17 protein-coding genes are annotated in these 14,453 nt (G+C 45.9%); 14 read left to right on the forward strand and 3 right to left on the reverse strand.

Translation table 11 applies throughout. The features are described 5' to 3' along the window. The first annotated feature begins 3 nt into the window (after positions 1 to 3). Positions 4 to 681 (forward strand): 4'-phosphopantetheinyl transferase family protein, encoded by a 678-nt coding sequence (locus H525_RS23245; protein ID WP_051330886.1) that lies wholly within the window; start codon positions 4 to 6, stop codon positions 679 to 681. A 258-nt stretch (positions 682 to 939) separates the two neighbouring features. Further along, on the forward strand, positions 940 to 1,605 hold the full coding sequence (locus H525_RS0107650) for a cyclase family protein (RefSeq protein WP_027415724.1): 666 nt from the start codon (positions 940 to 942) through the stop codon (positions 1,603 to 1,605). Positions 1,606 to 1,692: 87 nt separating this feature from the next. Here the strand turns inward: H525_RS0107650 and H525_RS0107655 are convergent, their stop codons facing one another. Further along, positions 1,693 to 2,898 (reverse strand): cation:proton antiporter, encoded by a 1,206-nt coding sequence (locus tag H525_RS0107655; RefSeq protein ID WP_027415725.1) that lies wholly within the window; start codon positions 2,896 to 2,898, stop codon positions 1,693 to 1,695. Between the two features lie 207 nt (positions 2,899 to 3,105). On the opposite strand from H525_RS0107655, the gene H525_RS23250 reads away from it, so the two are divergent. The 3 genes from H525_RS23250 (at position 3,106) to H525_RS0107670 (ending at position 5,426) form a co-directional block, all read left to right on the forward strand. After that, complete coding sequence (locus H525_RS23250) at positions 3,106 to 3,954, forward strand: basic amino acid ABC transporter substrate-binding protein (protein WP_051330887.1); 849 nt, start codon at positions 3,106 to 3,108, stop codon at positions 3,952 to 3,954. An 88-nt stretch (positions 3,955 to 4,042) separates the two neighbouring features. Next, on the forward strand, positions 4,043 to 4,717 hold the full coding sequence (locus H525_RS0107665; RefSeq protein WP_027415726.1) for an amino acid ABC transporter permease: 675 nt from the start codon (positions 4,043 to 4,045) through the stop codon (positions 4,715 to 4,717). Further along, entirely contained in the window at positions 4,704 to 5,426 is a 723-nt protein-coding gene (locus H525_RS0107670; protein ID WP_027415727.1) for an amino acid ABC transporter ATP-binding protein, read from the forward strand. The genes H525_RS0107665 and H525_RS0107670 overlap by 14 nt, the downstream gene beginning before the upstream one ends. A 63-nt stretch (positions 5,427 to 5,489) precedes the next feature. On the opposite strand, the gene H525_RS25465 is transcribed toward H525_RS0107670, so the two are convergent. Next, complete coding sequence (locus H525_RS25465) at positions 5,490 to 6,326, reverse strand: cell wall hydrolase (protein ID WP_051330888.1); 837 nt, start codon at positions 6,324 to 6,326, stop codon at positions 5,490 to 5,492. A 221-nt stretch (positions 6,327 to 6,547) separates the two neighbouring features. Here H525_RS25465 and H525_RS0107680 point away from each other — a divergent pair, with 221 nt between their 5' ends. From H525_RS0107680 to H525_RS0107705, 7 genes are all read left to right on the forward strand, one after another. Continuing rightward, complete coding sequence (locus tag H525_RS0107680) at positions 6,548 to 7,261, forward strand: hypothetical protein (protein ID WP_051330889.1); 714 nt, start codon at positions 6,548 to 6,550, stop codon at positions 7,259 to 7,261. Between the two features lie 26 nt (positions 7,262 to 7,287). Next, positions 7,288 to 8,376 (forward strand): toxic anion resistance protein, encoded by a 1,089-nt coding sequence (locus tag H525_RS23260; protein ID WP_051330890.1) that lies wholly within the window; start codon positions 7,288 to 7,290, stop codon positions 8,374 to 8,376. Between the two features lie 92 nt (positions 8,377 to 8,468). Further along, on the forward strand, positions 8,469 to 8,870 hold the full coding sequence (locus H525_RS0107690) for a hypothetical protein (protein WP_027415729.1): 402 nt from the start codon (positions 8,469 to 8,471) through the stop codon (positions 8,868 to 8,870). 79 nt (positions 8,871 to 8,949) lie between these two features. Further along, positions 8,950 to 10,488 carry a carboxypeptidase M32 gene (locus tag H525_RS0107695; RefSeq protein WP_027415730.1) on the forward strand — a complete coding sequence of 513 codons (1,539 nt, stop codon included), beginning with the start codon at positions 8,950 to 8,952 and terminating at the stop codon, positions 10,486 to 10,488. A gap of 38 nt (positions 10,489 to 10,526) precedes the next feature. Next, a complete protein-coding gene (locus H525_RS23265) occupies positions 10,527 to 10,982 on the forward strand; it encodes a metal-dependent hydrolase (RefSeq protein WP_051330891.1) in 456 nt (151 codons plus the stop codon). Then, entirely contained in the window at positions 10,955 to 11,125 is a 171-nt protein-coding gene (locus tag H525_RS29395; protein WP_425387662.1) for a hypothetical protein, read from the forward strand. The genes H525_RS23265 and H525_RS29395 overlap by 28 nt, the downstream gene beginning before the upstream one ends. Beyond that, positions 11,125 to 11,439 (forward strand): rhodanese-like domain-containing protein, encoded by a 315-nt coding sequence (locus tag H525_RS0107705; RefSeq protein ID WP_027415731.1) that lies wholly within the window; start codon positions 11,125 to 11,127, stop codon positions 11,437 to 11,439. Before H525_RS29395 ends, H525_RS0107705 begins: the two co-directional genes overlap by 1 nt. A gap of 110 nt (positions 11,440 to 11,549) precedes the next feature. On the opposite strand, the gene bacA is transcribed toward H525_RS0107705, so the two are convergent. Beyond that, positions 11,550 to 12,350: an undecaprenyl-diphosphate phosphatase gene (gene bacA, locus H525_RS0107710; RefSeq protein ID WP_027415732.1), complete on the reverse strand. Its 801-nt coding sequence runs from the start codon at positions 12,348 to 12,350 to the stop codon at positions 11,550 to 11,552. A 172-nt stretch (positions 12,351 to 12,522) separates the two neighbouring features. Between bacA and H525_RS29400 the strand changes: the two genes are divergently transcribed. Both H525_RS29400 and H525_RS0107720 read left to right on the forward strand, forming a co-directional pair. Beyond that, the gene (locus H525_RS29400; protein ID WP_027415733.1) at positions 12,523 to 12,831 is read left to right on the forward strand and encodes a hypothetical protein; all 309 of its coding nucleotides are present in this window, start codon (positions 12,523 to 12,525) and stop codon (positions 12,829 to 12,831) included. A gap of 233 nt (positions 12,832 to 13,064) precedes the next feature. Next, entirely contained in the window at positions 13,065 to 14,219 is a 1,155-nt protein-coding gene (locus H525_RS0107720; protein WP_027415734.1) for a CaiB/BaiF CoA transferase family protein, read from the forward strand. Positions 14,220 to 14,453 lie beyond the last annotated feature (234 nt).

Here is a 14,453-nt window from a genome sequence, read left to right on the forward strand (position 1 = left end):
CTGTTGAAAATAACCGAACCGATGATTCAACTTTTTGCGAGTGCTTTTGGAGAGCCGTTTTCAGACTTTCAAATGAAAAAATATATGAATGAGCTGTCCCCCGAAGAACAGGAGCGCATTTTGCAGTATAAGAACCCGGAAGACCGGCAGAGAACACTGCTGGCAAGTAAAATGACCAGTGCGATCCTTGAACGTTATTTTGATAAAAAGCATCCTGTACAAATAAAACGGGACAACATGGGACGCCCTTATCTTTGCTCGGAACCGGCATGGGGGGGAGATTTTAATCTCAGCCACTCGGGAGCATGGATTCTTTGCGCCGTTGCGAATTCGGGCAGGGTAGGCATTGATGTGGAAAGAATCGAGCCGATTGATCTTTCGGCTGCCGCGTACTGTTTTTCCGACGATGAATGCAGGCGGCTGTTCCGGCAACCCGCGGAAAACCAGCTCCACTTTTTTTATGAACGGTGGACGGAAAAAGAAGCTCTCGCTAAAACGGTGGGGGTCGGATTGCTGGAGACAATAACAGATCTTAAAGCGGAGCCTCATTCCTCCCACACAGTTAAGTGGAACGTGAAGCATTACTGTCTCGATCGGGAGTACCTTGCATGTCTGGTGTCTACGGAAGGGTGCTGTCCGGAGGAAATTGTATTCTTGGCTCATAGAGATATTGGTTTATAAGCGAAGTTAAGCAGGAAGAAATAGCGGACGTGTTGAATTGCCCTGCTTCAGTATTGAATTACCGGATTCACCATTGAATAAAAATTTATTCAAAAAAAGCAAGGCCCCCCTCGCAAATTTTGCCGTTGGGGGTTTTTAGATAGGGAAAGCCGTTCAATAAACGCGCTTATCTATCCTGCCATATTTGGCCTCCTTTTTGCTAGAAACAGAGATAGACAAGACTACCCGAGAGGGAAGCGGAAAGAGAGGCGTTTTTTTATGTTTAGAGCGAAAAAAATAGTGGATTTATCGCTGCCGTTAACCAACCAAACTCCCATTTATCCCGGAGATCCTGAGCCGAACATCAGCGTAGCCACCACATTAGAGAATGAAGGCTACAATCTAAAGCATGTTCATCTGGGATCGCAGACAGGTTCCCATGTAGACGCTCCCTACCATTTTTTAAACGAAGGGGAAACGATCGACCAATCAGATCTGCGGCTGTTTATTGGCACAGGAATCGTCATTCCCGTTCTTGATAAAGGGGAGCGGGAAGAAATCGTGATGGAGGATGTGGAACCGTATTTGGATCAACTGCAAGCGGGAAAGGTTGTACTCTTTCATACAGGGTGGTCCAGGTATGCCGGGGAAGAAAAATATTTTAACCATCCATACGTCCATATTGAAGTGATAAACGAAATGATCCGCAGAGGGATTCGAACCTTCTGTATTGACTGTATCAATATGGATTTTACGGGCGGAACTTCATTCCCTGTCCATGAAGCGGTGGGGGCGGTTAATGGGATTATTGCAGAGAACCTGACCAATTTTGCGGGCATTGATTTTGACGAACCTTTAATTTGTGTCTTTCCTCTCCGCATTATTGGTGCCGATGGTTCGCCTGTCCGGGCAGTGGCGATCGAGGCTGCAGGCGCTGAAAGATAAACCGTACAGACCTAACGGCAGCTTCCCATGGTAATCCGATTACTTGCCTGCTGGTGCAGCATCTGTAATCGGTCTTTTAATTGTTTGTTAACTTTTTGTCGGCCCCCGCCTGTATACCATTGTAAATAAAATAGGGGATAGGGTGCTGGTAATAATGGCGACGACGAGCAGGGCTTGATCAATTTCCGGGGGAATAGTGCCCAGGTGTACACCAATGGATGAGGCAACGATCACGAGAGTCATCCTCGAAGACAGCAGAAATCCACCGGCTAAGACAGCGCGGCTGCCGAATGAGCGGGCAAACCATAGCATGGGAAGCACTTTTACGGCGTACGCGGACAAAAGCAAGAAGGGAATCCAAACCCAAACATTTGGCGAGTTTTCCAGCGTTCCCAGGTGAAAATGAAACCCGACCATGACGAAAAATATCGGAATGATGAAGCTATATCCTACGGACTCTAACTGCTGGCGTAATCGGTTATTCTCGTTCATTTGGAAGAAGGACAGCAGGATCCCTGCCAGAAAGCTTCCCAGCATTGGTTCCGAGCCGGTAAAATCCGTTATCACCCCGAATAACCCAAGCAGGGCGAAGACAGCTTGCATTTTCGCAATCGAATCGGAACGAAACCAATCCCGCCAGATACGGGTGCGCTGAAAACGGGAGATGGCGACGTAGCTCAGCATAATGAACGGAAGTAAAAGGCCGACCGATAGCTTGCGCCAGGTAAAACCCATTTGATACATATCAGCGACAATAGAGATAAAAAGCATTGTAATAAGGTCGGCGAGTAACGCTGCAACGAGTATACTTTGCCCGTAACGCGTACGCTGCAAATCTAATTCTTTTAAAACCGGAAGCACGATGCCTAGCGAGGTTGTCGATAAGACAAGCATCATCATCCAGGGTTGAATCGTGCTGTCAAGTGATTTCATCATGACAGACAGAACATACGATAATACCAATGTACATAAAAATAGGACGAGACCGAGAAAAAGCGGATTCGGGTAGTCAGCCGCTGCATGTTCCCCGGGAAGACGCGTGCGTTTAAATATCCGTATGTCCACCTCCATACCGGACAAAAACAGTAAATAGAGAAGGCCAAACTGGCTGATTCCGTTCAACCACTGCAAGTTTTGCGGTTGAAACAGCCGGAACTCTCCATTTCCGATTATCATGCCGAACAAAATATAAGCAATGACCGAAGGAATGCGCAGCCAAGGCAGTTTAGTCGTGAGCATTTGAAATAAAAAGGACAGGAATAGTATCCAGAACAAGGGCAGAAGAGAGTCCATCGTTATCCTCCCTGAGAAATAATTATCGGTAAAAGAGTGGCATGTTCCATCTTATTCGGACGACCCGCCCTTTACTACTGTTTTAAAATCGTGAAATTGGCGATTTTTGTTTCTTGTTGCAACCCTTTTTGATATAATTTTATTTGTTACAAATTTGTTAACTCTGTAACGGTACGTTAACAAAAAGATTATAGGGGGTTAAGACATATGAAGGGAACTACGAAATACTTACTCAGTGCCGTTCTGTTAGGGGCCACATTGGTTGGCTGCAGCACGAATTCAGCTCCAGGTTCATCGAGTGCGGGCAGCGCAGCCAATAATTCCGGCTCTTCCCAGGGTCAAACCATCAACGTGGCAGCGGATACAACATTCCCGCCGTTTGAAACTCAAATGAACGGAAAAGTAACCGGGTTTGATATCGATTTAATCAATGCAATTGCCAAAGAAGAGAACTTAAAGGTCAATATGAGAACGATGAACTTCTCCGGTCTTATCCCCGCTCTCCAGGCAGATCAGGTGGATATTGCCGTAGCAGGTATTACGATTAAAACAAGCCGTGAAAAAGTTGTTAATTTCTCCAACGCTTACTACAAATCCGGCTTAAGCATCCTGGTGAAAAAATCGGATTCATCTGTAAATGGCCTCAATGACCTGAAAGGAAAAACAGTAGCAACTAAGAAAGCAACGTCATCCGTTGATATTCTGAATAAAGTTGGCGGTGTTAAAGTCCAACAATTCGATAACATTGACGACGCCTACAACCAATTAGAAAACGGCGGCGCACAAGCGGTTGTATTCGACCATCCGGTTAACCTTAACTTCATGAAATCGCATCCTGATGTAAAAACGGTGGGCGGACTTTTAACCGGGGAATATTATGGTATTGCGGTTCGCAAAGACAATCCTGACCTTCTCAAGAAAGTAAATGAAGGATTCAAGAAACTTCAGGATAACGGGGAATATGCAAAACTGTACAAACAGTACTTTGGTGATGACAAAAACGGTATTGTGACAACGACAGTTGACCCGGCTACTGTTGCTTTACACGATAAATAATCTTTGTACATTTGAAAATGGTGATGGCATAGCATGCGTATGGCTGCTATGCCATCATTACTGTACGAGTAAGAAAGGTAGTTGAATTATGGACATCATACAAGCCATTAGAGATGCTATGCCCCAGTTGCTGCATGGTCTTGGATTTACCATCGAATATTCGATATTAGGCGTATTGTTTGCCTCCATTGTTGGCCTCGTTGCCGCTTTTATGAAACTGTCGCGCTTTTCTTTGTTTCGCTTAATCAGCAATATGTATGTAGAAATCTTTCGTGGAACGCCGCTTCTTATCCAGATCTTATTTATTTATTCCGGACTGCCTGTTGTGCTTCCCCTTCATCAATGGTTCGGGGAATCGTATTTGTTAATAGCTGCGACCACGGCGCTTGCGCTTAATGAAGGAGCTTACATTACGGAAATTATCCGAGCAGGGATTCTGTCTGTTGACCGCGGCCAAAAGGAAGCCGCTGAAAGTATCGGAATGACCGGCTTCCAGACGATGTTTTATATCATCCTGCCTCAGGCGTTTAAACGCATGATTCCTCCGCTTGTGAATCAATTTGCTCAAACGATAAAAGATACGTCTCTGTTATCCGCCATCTCGGTTGGTGAATTAATTTATACCGGACAGATTATTATCGCCCAAACGTTTCAGGCTTTCCAAATATACACAGCCATTGCCTTCCTCTACTTTGTTTTTATTTTTGCCCTGACTCAAATTGCCAGGTATTTGGAAAGGAGATTTCAAATTGATCAGCGTTAAGAATCTCAAAAAATCATTTGGATCCCTGGAAGTATTGAAAGATGTGAGTATTGATATACATCCCCAGGAAGTAGTCGTTGTTATTGGCCCATCCGGGAGCGGAAAGAGCACATTTCTCCGCTGCCTCAACTTCCTGGAAAAACCAACGGCTGGCCAAATTATCATTGATGACATTGAATTAACCGACCCAAAAACAAATATTACAAAGATGCGGCAGCGTGTAGGGATGGTGTTCCAGCGGTTTAATCTGTTTCACCATCTTACGGTAATGGAAAACATTACAATCGGCCCCCGTAAAGTTCTCGGCGTTTCAAAAGAAGAAAGTGAAAAGCTTGCGAGAGAACTCCTGAAAAAAGTCGGACTTGCCGCAAAAGAAAACAGCTATCCGGATCAGTTGTCGGGCGGCCAGCAGCAGCGGGTTGCGATTGCCAGAGCGCTTGCGATGAAGCCGGAAGTGATGCTGTTTGATGAACCGACATCTGCGCTAGACCCTGAAATGGTTGGCGAAGTGCTTCAGGTTATGAAAGACCTTGCTAAAGAAGGGATGACCATGTGTGTGGTTACCCACGAGATGGGCTTCGCGAAAGAGGTAGGCGACCGGGTTATTTTTATGGATCACGGTACGATTGTAGAAGAAGGAACACCGGAAGAAATATTCGGAAGCGCCAGGGAAGAGCGTACACGTTCATTTTTAAGCAAAATATTATAAGGGAAAACCGGAGGGTGATGGCTTGCCATTTCACCCTCCGGTTTTTTGCGGCGTATTTTTTCTTTATTTTGCAAATACATGGTGACCAATTGTGGCCGTTACCGCATGGCTGCGAACCCATTGGTTCGAGGTTTGGCTTGGATTGTAGAAAATGACGGCATGGTTGCTCGGATCCGAACCTTGTAACGCGTCATTAACAGCCGCGATCGTGTCGGCAGAAGGTGTTACGTTGTAAATTCGTTTGTCCTGTACGGTGGAATACTGGTAGTAATCCGTTCCGTTGATGTGGTATACCTGGAAAATGACTCCCTTGATCGTCTTGGGCCAGTCCGGGCTTTTTACCCGATTCAGCACGGAAGCGGCAACCGCTACTTTTCCGGCATGGGATTCTCCGCCAGCTTCCGCTTCGGTCAGCTGGTAAAGCCAGTACACATTATCATCCTTTGGCACTGCCGCAGTCTTGGTTTGCACAGAACCGGTCTGAGATGCGGAATTATATGTAACCTTCATTCCCAGTTTTTCCGCTACATAACGCATCGGAACGTATGTACCATCCCGGCGGTCAGTTGTCGTGGTAGAAACATAGTCGCGAGTCCAGGTACCCGTTTTGTTCGTGTAAACATCGGCGTATTTTTTTCCTGATGGCATTGCGATAATCATACCGTTACGTTGAAACGTAACCGCTTGATACTTTGTGCTCCATCCTACAACGGTTCCTGTGTTGATAAACAGGACGGCAGGAACCATTACCGTATTCCCCTGCACAAAACTCTGCGTTTGCAATGGTTTGCCGTCAATCGTCACTGATGCTGACGAAGTTGAATCTGCAAAAGACATACCCGGAAGCATTAAGACGAGCAGCAAAACGGTCATTAAAACGGCGGCGTATTTCTTAGACATTTTTTCCCCTCCCTTACCTTAATTGTAATAGAGAGGATAGAGTTATCTCCATTATTAAATAATGGTAATTTACTCGGGATAATTTTACATGTATTCCGAAAAAATCAGTCGCGGTGCGGAGGGAAAAAGTAACGCGCGCTTTTACATATGTGATAAAATGTAAATGATAAATATCGATAAAGTCTGCATAAGACTTGAAACGGTAAGGGAGGACAAGCCTTATGGGAAATTTGTTCAAAACAGCCTTGAAGTCGGAAATTGGCGCGAAGACATTTGTTGGAGCCGTCGCAGGGTATGTCATTGCTCTCCTGTCGACCCCGTTTCTTCCCGACTTTCTTTCCCTTGCTATCGCGCCTGCTTTTACATTTGCCGGATTTGCCTGGGGATATAAGAAAATGAATCGTTCCCGGCGGCAGCCCCGTTCTGTGCAGGAATTCATCCAGGGAGATGATGTTCTCTTCCAGACGGCATCTTCTCAGCATGCTTTGATTGGAAGTGAAAGCGGGCAGTCAGTCGTCGAGCCAGTGTCGGACTATGCGAAAGAAGTGATGCAGTCGCTTGATTCGCTCCGGGACAAGGTTATCATTGAAAATAATAAACAAAATCTTGATAATGAGATTACGGATAAAACCCTGCGTCTCGTTTCCCGCATTCAAACAATGCTGCCTTACGTAGAAGAGATAAACAGCATTGAATTAAACCATGTGGTTAAGCGCCTGGTTACAACAGACTTATCCAGTGTGATCAACCCGTTTCTTCGCTTAACCGGGGAAAATAAAATCAAAAACAGGCGACTTATCTTAACGAGTTTAAAAAACATAGACGAAAAAATAAGCGAGATTTTTTCCGATGTGGAACAGAGCGACCTATATGAGCTGGATCGAAAGGCGACCCTTATTGCCCATCGTTACCATTCTGATGAAAAGATTAGATGAAAAGGACCAGATAAGGAGAGGGTAGGATGAACGAGCCAATGACACTGATAAAAGAGGAAGATATACAAAAAATTCATCGGGAAGCGGAAACGGTCGTACAGAAAATGTCCGACAAAAACCAGACAGAAGTGGAGAAGCTTGTGCTTCAATTAGGAAGTCTGGGCGAAACAACGCAGCGTGAGGCCGGCCAGTCGCTGGAAATTCTTAAGCGTCCTGTCAAGGAATTAATGTCGGATAAAAACAGCGAGGTGTCCAACACTCTTTTGAAATTACGGAGCTGTGTCGACGAATTAAACCCGAGCAAAGGAGCGAGGGGGAATTTTGTCTCCCGCCTTCTAGGAAAAAACCCGATTCAGGCGTATATCCGTAAATATGAGTCGGTTGAAAAACAAATCGCTGCCATTAATGAATCACTGCTGCGCGGCCGGGACCAGCTCCAGGAAGATATTGTGGAATTGCGCCAGATTAAGAATATCGCCATAGATAAAATTTATGAACTCGAAAAGCGGACGTATTTCGGCAAAAAACTGTTAGAAATGCTGGAGGCCGAGAGCCTGACACCTGCCTATGCGGACAATAAAACCCTGATTGAGAAAGCGATGCAAAAAGTCGTGACCAGGGTTAAAAATATGACCCAAATGGTCAATCTGCTGCAGCAGTCGATCGCCTCCATCGATCTCATCATCGAAAACAATGAAAAACTGGATGAGGCCGTTTTCAATGCTCTTACGATGATGCAGAATGTCGTAACCGTCTCCGCTTCCATTCAGGTGGCGTTAGGGCATCAGGAGAAAGTGATTAATGCGGTACAGAAAGTAAATGAAGGAATCGAGGAGATTATGCTGTCAAATGCCGCTTCTCTTCGCTCGAATACGGAACGAACGAATGCCCTGCTGGAGAAGCCCTCAATTGCGATTGATAAAATCCAAACCGCCTGCAATGATTTATATGCGGCGATCCAGGCTTCTGAAGAATCGAACAGCCGGATGATTTCATCCGGGAAAAATTACATTTCAATCATGGATAAGCTGAACCAGGATATGCGCGCCAAACTATCGGTGGGAAGCGCCCTTCCTGACCAGACGGGCAAACTAACAGAAAGCTTATTTGATTAATATCACAGTCCGGCATGCCAAATGCTGGACTTTTTTCGTGACTCGCTCTATAATTTCCCCAATGTGACTTTAACATTAACGGGGTGAAAGCGATGCAATACGGAAAGCGTTTCATTCTTTTGATAGTATTAGCCTTATTTGCCAGTTTGAACGGGTGCAGTCCGAACAAGAATACGATTACGTATAATGGCCAGGGAGACAGCTGGAAAGGAATTCTGACCATAACGAAGAATAAAGCCGCCAAACAAGGGACCGGAAAATTAACGTTAATTTACTATAAAACTGATTCTGACCCTGTTAAACACGTATCGTATGAACTCAGAGGGCTGGGCGATGATGTGAAAGGATATGTCCCTTTGTTAAGTGAGAATGGAACGCTTGCCCAGGATTTTACCTGTACAAAGTGTATGGATATGAAAAACGATGCCGTTCAGGTGAAGGTAAAATGGAATTTTGGCAGAGAAGCTTTCGTGTTGCCCCTGGTGAAACAATAGTAAATAATAATCGTAGGGAGAAATATATAAAAAAGAGAAGATGATTTTTTACATAAAAATACGAAAAGGAGCTTGATTAATGGCTGCTATGACACATTTAAGTGATTCGGTGCAAAAGTCAGTTCAGCAATTTAAAGAACTCGACCAGAAAATTTCTCATTATACCGATATATTAGGCTTAATGGGCTGGGATCTTCAGACAGGGGCTCCCAAAAAAGGAAGGGAACTTTTCTCTAAAGCAAAAGGGACGCTTTCCCAGGAACTGTTCAACATTACGGTATCAGAGGAAATGGGCCGCTGTCTTGAAACACTGTCATCTCCCGAAGTATATGACCAGCTGGATGAAGTCACGCGCGCCTGTGTGCGGGAACGTAAACATGCGTACAGCAAGTTTAAAAAGATTCCCCCGGATTTATACAAAGAGTTTATTATTTTAACGTCCGATGCTCACAGTGTATGGGAAAATGCCAAGGCGAACAATGATTTCGCCCACTACCAGCCGACGCTTGAAAAAATCGTAAGCACGATGAGGAAGTTTATCGAGTGTTACGGATATGAAGGCCATCCCTATAACGCCTTGCTCGATGATTATGAACCCGGTTTAACGGTGGAGAAGCTGGACCCGCTGTTTGCCAGCTTGCGGGAAAGCACCATCCGACTGCTCCAGCGGATTCAAAAAGCAGGCAACCGGCCAAAAACGGAGGCGTTGGAAGGTCGTTTTGCCCCTGAAAAGCAAAGGGAATTTAGTTTACATGTCCTCCCTAAACTCGGGTTTGATATGGACGCAGGCAGATTAGACGAAAGTGCCCACCCATTCTCCCAGACGATAAACACAGGCGATGTTCGCATTACTACGCACTACCTTGAAAACAATGTGTTCAGCGCAATTTTAAGTACGATCCACGAATGCGGGCATGCGCTTTATGAGCAGGGGATTAATCCGGAATACGAGGGAACGGTCATACGTGAAGGAGCATCGATGGGCGTCCATGAATCCCAATCCCGGTTTCTGGAGAATATGGTGGGCAGGAGCTTTGAATTCTGGAAGTTTTTCTATGCAGACCTGCAGTCGTATTTTCCCGAACCGTTTGGCTTGCTGCCTGTGGAAGATTTCCACCGGGCGATCAATGCGGTGGAACCTTCCTTTATTCGGACGGAAGCGGATGAACTTACGTATAACCTGCACATTATGATTCGGTATGAAATCGAGAAGGGCTTAATGGCTGGGGAAATGGAAGTCAGAGATTTGCCGCGCATCTGGAACGAGAAAATGCAGGAATATCTTGGCATCACCCCGCCGGACGATGCCCATGGTGTTCTGCAGGATGTCCACTGGTCATTCGGCGGGTTTGGCTACTTCCCGTCTTATTCTCTCGGGAATCTGTATGCCGCTCAGATTTTGCATACATTGAAACAAGAAATGCCCGGCTTCTACGGCAATATTGCAAAAGGCGAATTTGCGCCGATACGGCAGTGGCTTAAAGAGAACATTCATCAGTACGGCAAACTGTACACGCCAAATGAGTTGATCAAAAAGGTAACGGGCGAGGAACTTAACGCTAAATATCTCGTTTCCTATTTGGAAGATAAATTCAGTAAGATTTACAATCTTACCTAATTATCTTTGTTTATACACAGCAGCAAGGAGTCGACATCATGTTAGGAGTTACGCATATGATTGCAGGTGCGATGGCCGGCTATCTGGTCTCACCTGATTGGATAGGGATTGTAATAGGAGGGGTTGCCGGCCTTTTGCCTGATATCGACCAGCCACGCACGAAGATTGGAAAATGGCTGCGCCCTGTCTCTTACCTTGTTCACCGTAAGTTTCAACACCGTACCTTTACCCATTCGCTGCTGTTTACGGCTGCCATGTACGTCATTTTGAAGTCGTACTCACCCGGGATAGCCCGAATTGTAGCAGTAGCTATGGCCTCGCATATCATCGGTGATATGGTCACAGGCCGGGTGATGCTGCTGTGGCCGTACCGACAGTGGATAGGGATTCGTATTCCAAGGGGAATGTATGGGCTGATGGATAAGGGTATCCGGCTAGTACTGATTGCGGCTGCCATCTGGTATGGATGGGAACGCTTGCTCCACAGGATATAAGGGGCTATGAGCATAAACCTGTACAAAATGCGTTCAGCCACCTGGCAGACCGCATTTTTGCAGCGGCGCCTCAACGTGGTGGCCGGAAAGAAGAGGGCAGCATACTTGGCGGGCTCGGAGACTTTTTCAATGGAGATGACTAATGGAACCTTTATCAATTACACCTCAAGAGTTTGCACAAAAATATAACGATAATGAGCTGAAACACGACATCATTCTCGACGTGCGGGAGCCGTATGAATGGGATGCATACCATCTTGAAGATGCCACTCACCTTCCCATGAAGGATATTCCGGAGAATCTGGATCAATTGGACAAGAAAAAAACGATTTATGTGATGTGTGCGCATGGGGTGCGAAGCTGGCATGTGCAGCAGTATTTGCTTACCAATGGTTTCGATAAGGTGGTTAACGTGGAAGGCGGCATCGCTGCGGTTGCTTACTATATGAAAGAGTAACGGCACACACAGGCCAGAGGATTCTCTGGCTGCATAACAAAACCCGGATTCGGCCAAATTCAACCGATTTCCGGGTTTTTGTCATCAAAAAACACCGTAAAATACCCCTTTTACCGCATGATAAACAGCCAGAATACGGCGGCTAAAATAAAGCGGTAAATCGCAAACGGAGTCAGTTTTACTCTTTCAAGCAGCCGCAGGAATGTAACAACGGCCGCTAGGGCAACGATAAAAGCGACAATAAACCCAACAGCGAAGAAACCCAAATCGCTGGTGGTAAGAATTCCGGCACTCTTATACAAATCAAGGGCACTGGCGGCAAGCATAATCGGAATCGCCATGATGAACGAGAAGTCGGCAACCGCTTTATGCGATGTTCCTAAGAGCAAACCTCCCGCAATCGTAGCTCCTGATCGGGAGAACCCGGGCCAGAGAGAAAGAACCTGGAAAAGACCGATGCCAAACGCCTGTCCATAGCTAATATCATCCACCGTCTCAGCCGTAACAAATGTTTTGCGCCGTTCAGCAAAAATCATAAAAATACCGCCGACGATTAAACTCAGGAGAACCGTTTTCGGTGAAAATAAATGCGTTTTAATAAATTTGTGCAGCAGCAGCCCGATGATCGATGCCGGTATCATACCGATGATAATATGGAGCAGGTTAAGCTGCGGGCCGAAACGCCGGCGTTCACGGCCTATGCCAAACAGGTTTAAAATACGTTTCCAATAAAGAATGGCTACGGCAAGAATGGCGCCAAGCTGAATGACAATTTCAAACGTGTCCGCTTTTTCCCCGGTAAAATTCAGCAGGCTTCCCGTTAGGATCATATGGCCTGTAGAAGACACCGGCAAGAATTCCGTCAATCCTTCGACAATTCCCTGAATGACGGCGACTAAATATGAGTGCATAAATACCCTCCGCTTATTAAGTAATTTCACTACCACGCTATATTATATTATTGATAGCGAAAGTAGACTACCTTTTTTTATACAAGCGTAGGAGGGTTCCTGCGTTATGCGTGCGGGTGTTAAAAGTTTAAAATAATAAGGGCAGCCTGTCCGATGCTTTCTGCATGCTCATATGGCCGGCCCCCTCAATCGTTTCCACGGTATACTATTTCTAACACGCGCTGCACCTCCGTTTTCATCGATTCCAGATGAGCCGGGCAAACAATTTTGGTACCAGGTTTTTAATGATAAAGCTTTGATGAACCGGGCGCTGTTTCAGTGGTTTCGCCGGTTCAACCGGTTTGGCTGGTTCGTTCTATCCCTGTATTTTCCGATCGGGTCAAGGTTTAATCTTATTCTGCCATTCTTGCAGGATTGCATCCGGTTACTTCCGAACCGATTTCCCGTGTGCATTTCCCGGGCTTTTTTAGCCGTTCCCTGAATATAGTATTTCCAATCGTTTAGCAATTTCATTTTACCAGCAATGGAGCCAGATTATATAGGGAATTATGAAGCCTGCTTATGATGCCACATTATAAAGCCGACAAATGAAGGAGTATTGGGAAAGTGAGACGTTATTTATCATTTACAGTAAATCAAAAGGATTTTTCTAGGTAAAAAGCTAATTTCTTTTTGTAGTAGGTTAATTGCTGTATGGGAAGGATGATTGCAATCATGTTAAATGGCATTCGGGTAGTCGATTTCTCATTATATTTGCCTGGACCATATGCCAGTCTCCGCCTGGCTGATATGGGAGCAGAGGTGATTAAAGTCGAATCTCCTGCAGGTGACCCGGCACGCGTGCTTTCAGCAACGGAAGACGGAAACGGGGACGGATATGTTTTTCAAGTTCAGAATCGTTCGAAGAAAAGCATTGTTCTTAATTTGAAGGAAGCGGAAGGACAGCGTATTGCGCGCGAGATGATTCGCCGGGCGGATATTGTTATCGAAAGTTTTCGCCCCGGTGTAGCTGAACGCTTAGGCATCGGCTACGAGCAAATCAAACAGGTACGGCCTGATATTATCTATTGTTCGCTTTCCGGGTATGGTCAGCATGGAATGATGAGCCACCTGGCAAGTCATGACCTTAATTATGTAGCGCTTAGCGGTGTGCTTTCCCAAATGAAAGACCATTTTGGAACACCGATCCACCCAAGTATTACGTTTGCTGATTTAATCGGCGGAATCGCGGCAAGTGAAGCGATTCTCGGAGCGCTTGTACAGCGTGGGAGAAGCGGACAGGGTGCTTATCTAGACATCTCGCTCGCTGATGTCCTGATTACACTAATGGGAAATCATGTTCTCCTTGAGTCTGCAACCGGGGAACAGCATGGAGTTCCCGCCTTAAATAAACGTATCATCTCTTATTATATTTATGAAACCCGGGACGGCCGATTTGTAAGTCTGGCTGCATTGGAAGCAAAGTTCTGGACGAATTTTTGCCGGGCGGTAAATCGGGAAGATTGGATTCCGGCTCATCTCACGGCGCCTCATGAGGATAACCTGGTTTTTCAGGAAATTAAGGAGCTTTTCCGCAGCCGTCCCCTTGCCGAATGGGATCGGCTTTCTCTGGAAGTAGATTGCTGCCTGGCTCCCGTTCTGGAGGTCGGAGAACTGTACGGACATCCTTATATTAAAGAAAGAGGGCTTATTCGTGAACAGTGGGGGACACGACATGTGGCCACGCGATATACAGGAGATGAAACGCTGGTAAGCCGGTCAACACCGCCGCCCGGACATGGGGAGCATACAGATGAAGTACTGAGTGAGTTAGTCGGCGCTTCTCGTTCGCAGCTGGAGGAATGGAGAAAAAAAGGGGTTATCGGCTAGTTTTTACGTTACATTCAACAGTGATGGCAGGTAATGGAAGGTGATGGCAGTATAAAAGACGGGTGCATTTTTTCGCACCCGTTGTTCTTTTCACCGTTAAAGAAAGTATATGTTGCTTTACAGTGTTAAAGCAACATATACTTTCCTCCATGGGTCACCTGAGAAAAACTCGCGGGCGTTGCCGCTCGTCCTTTTTCTGCAGGGAAGCGAAACGGCCGCTTAGTGACCGGAAGG

Source organism: Aneurinibacillus terranovensis DSM 18919 (assembly GCF_000430625.1).
Lineage (GTDB): Bacteria > Bacillota > Bacilli > Aneurinibacillales > Aneurinibacillaceae > Aneurinibacillus_B > Aneurinibacillus_B terranovensis.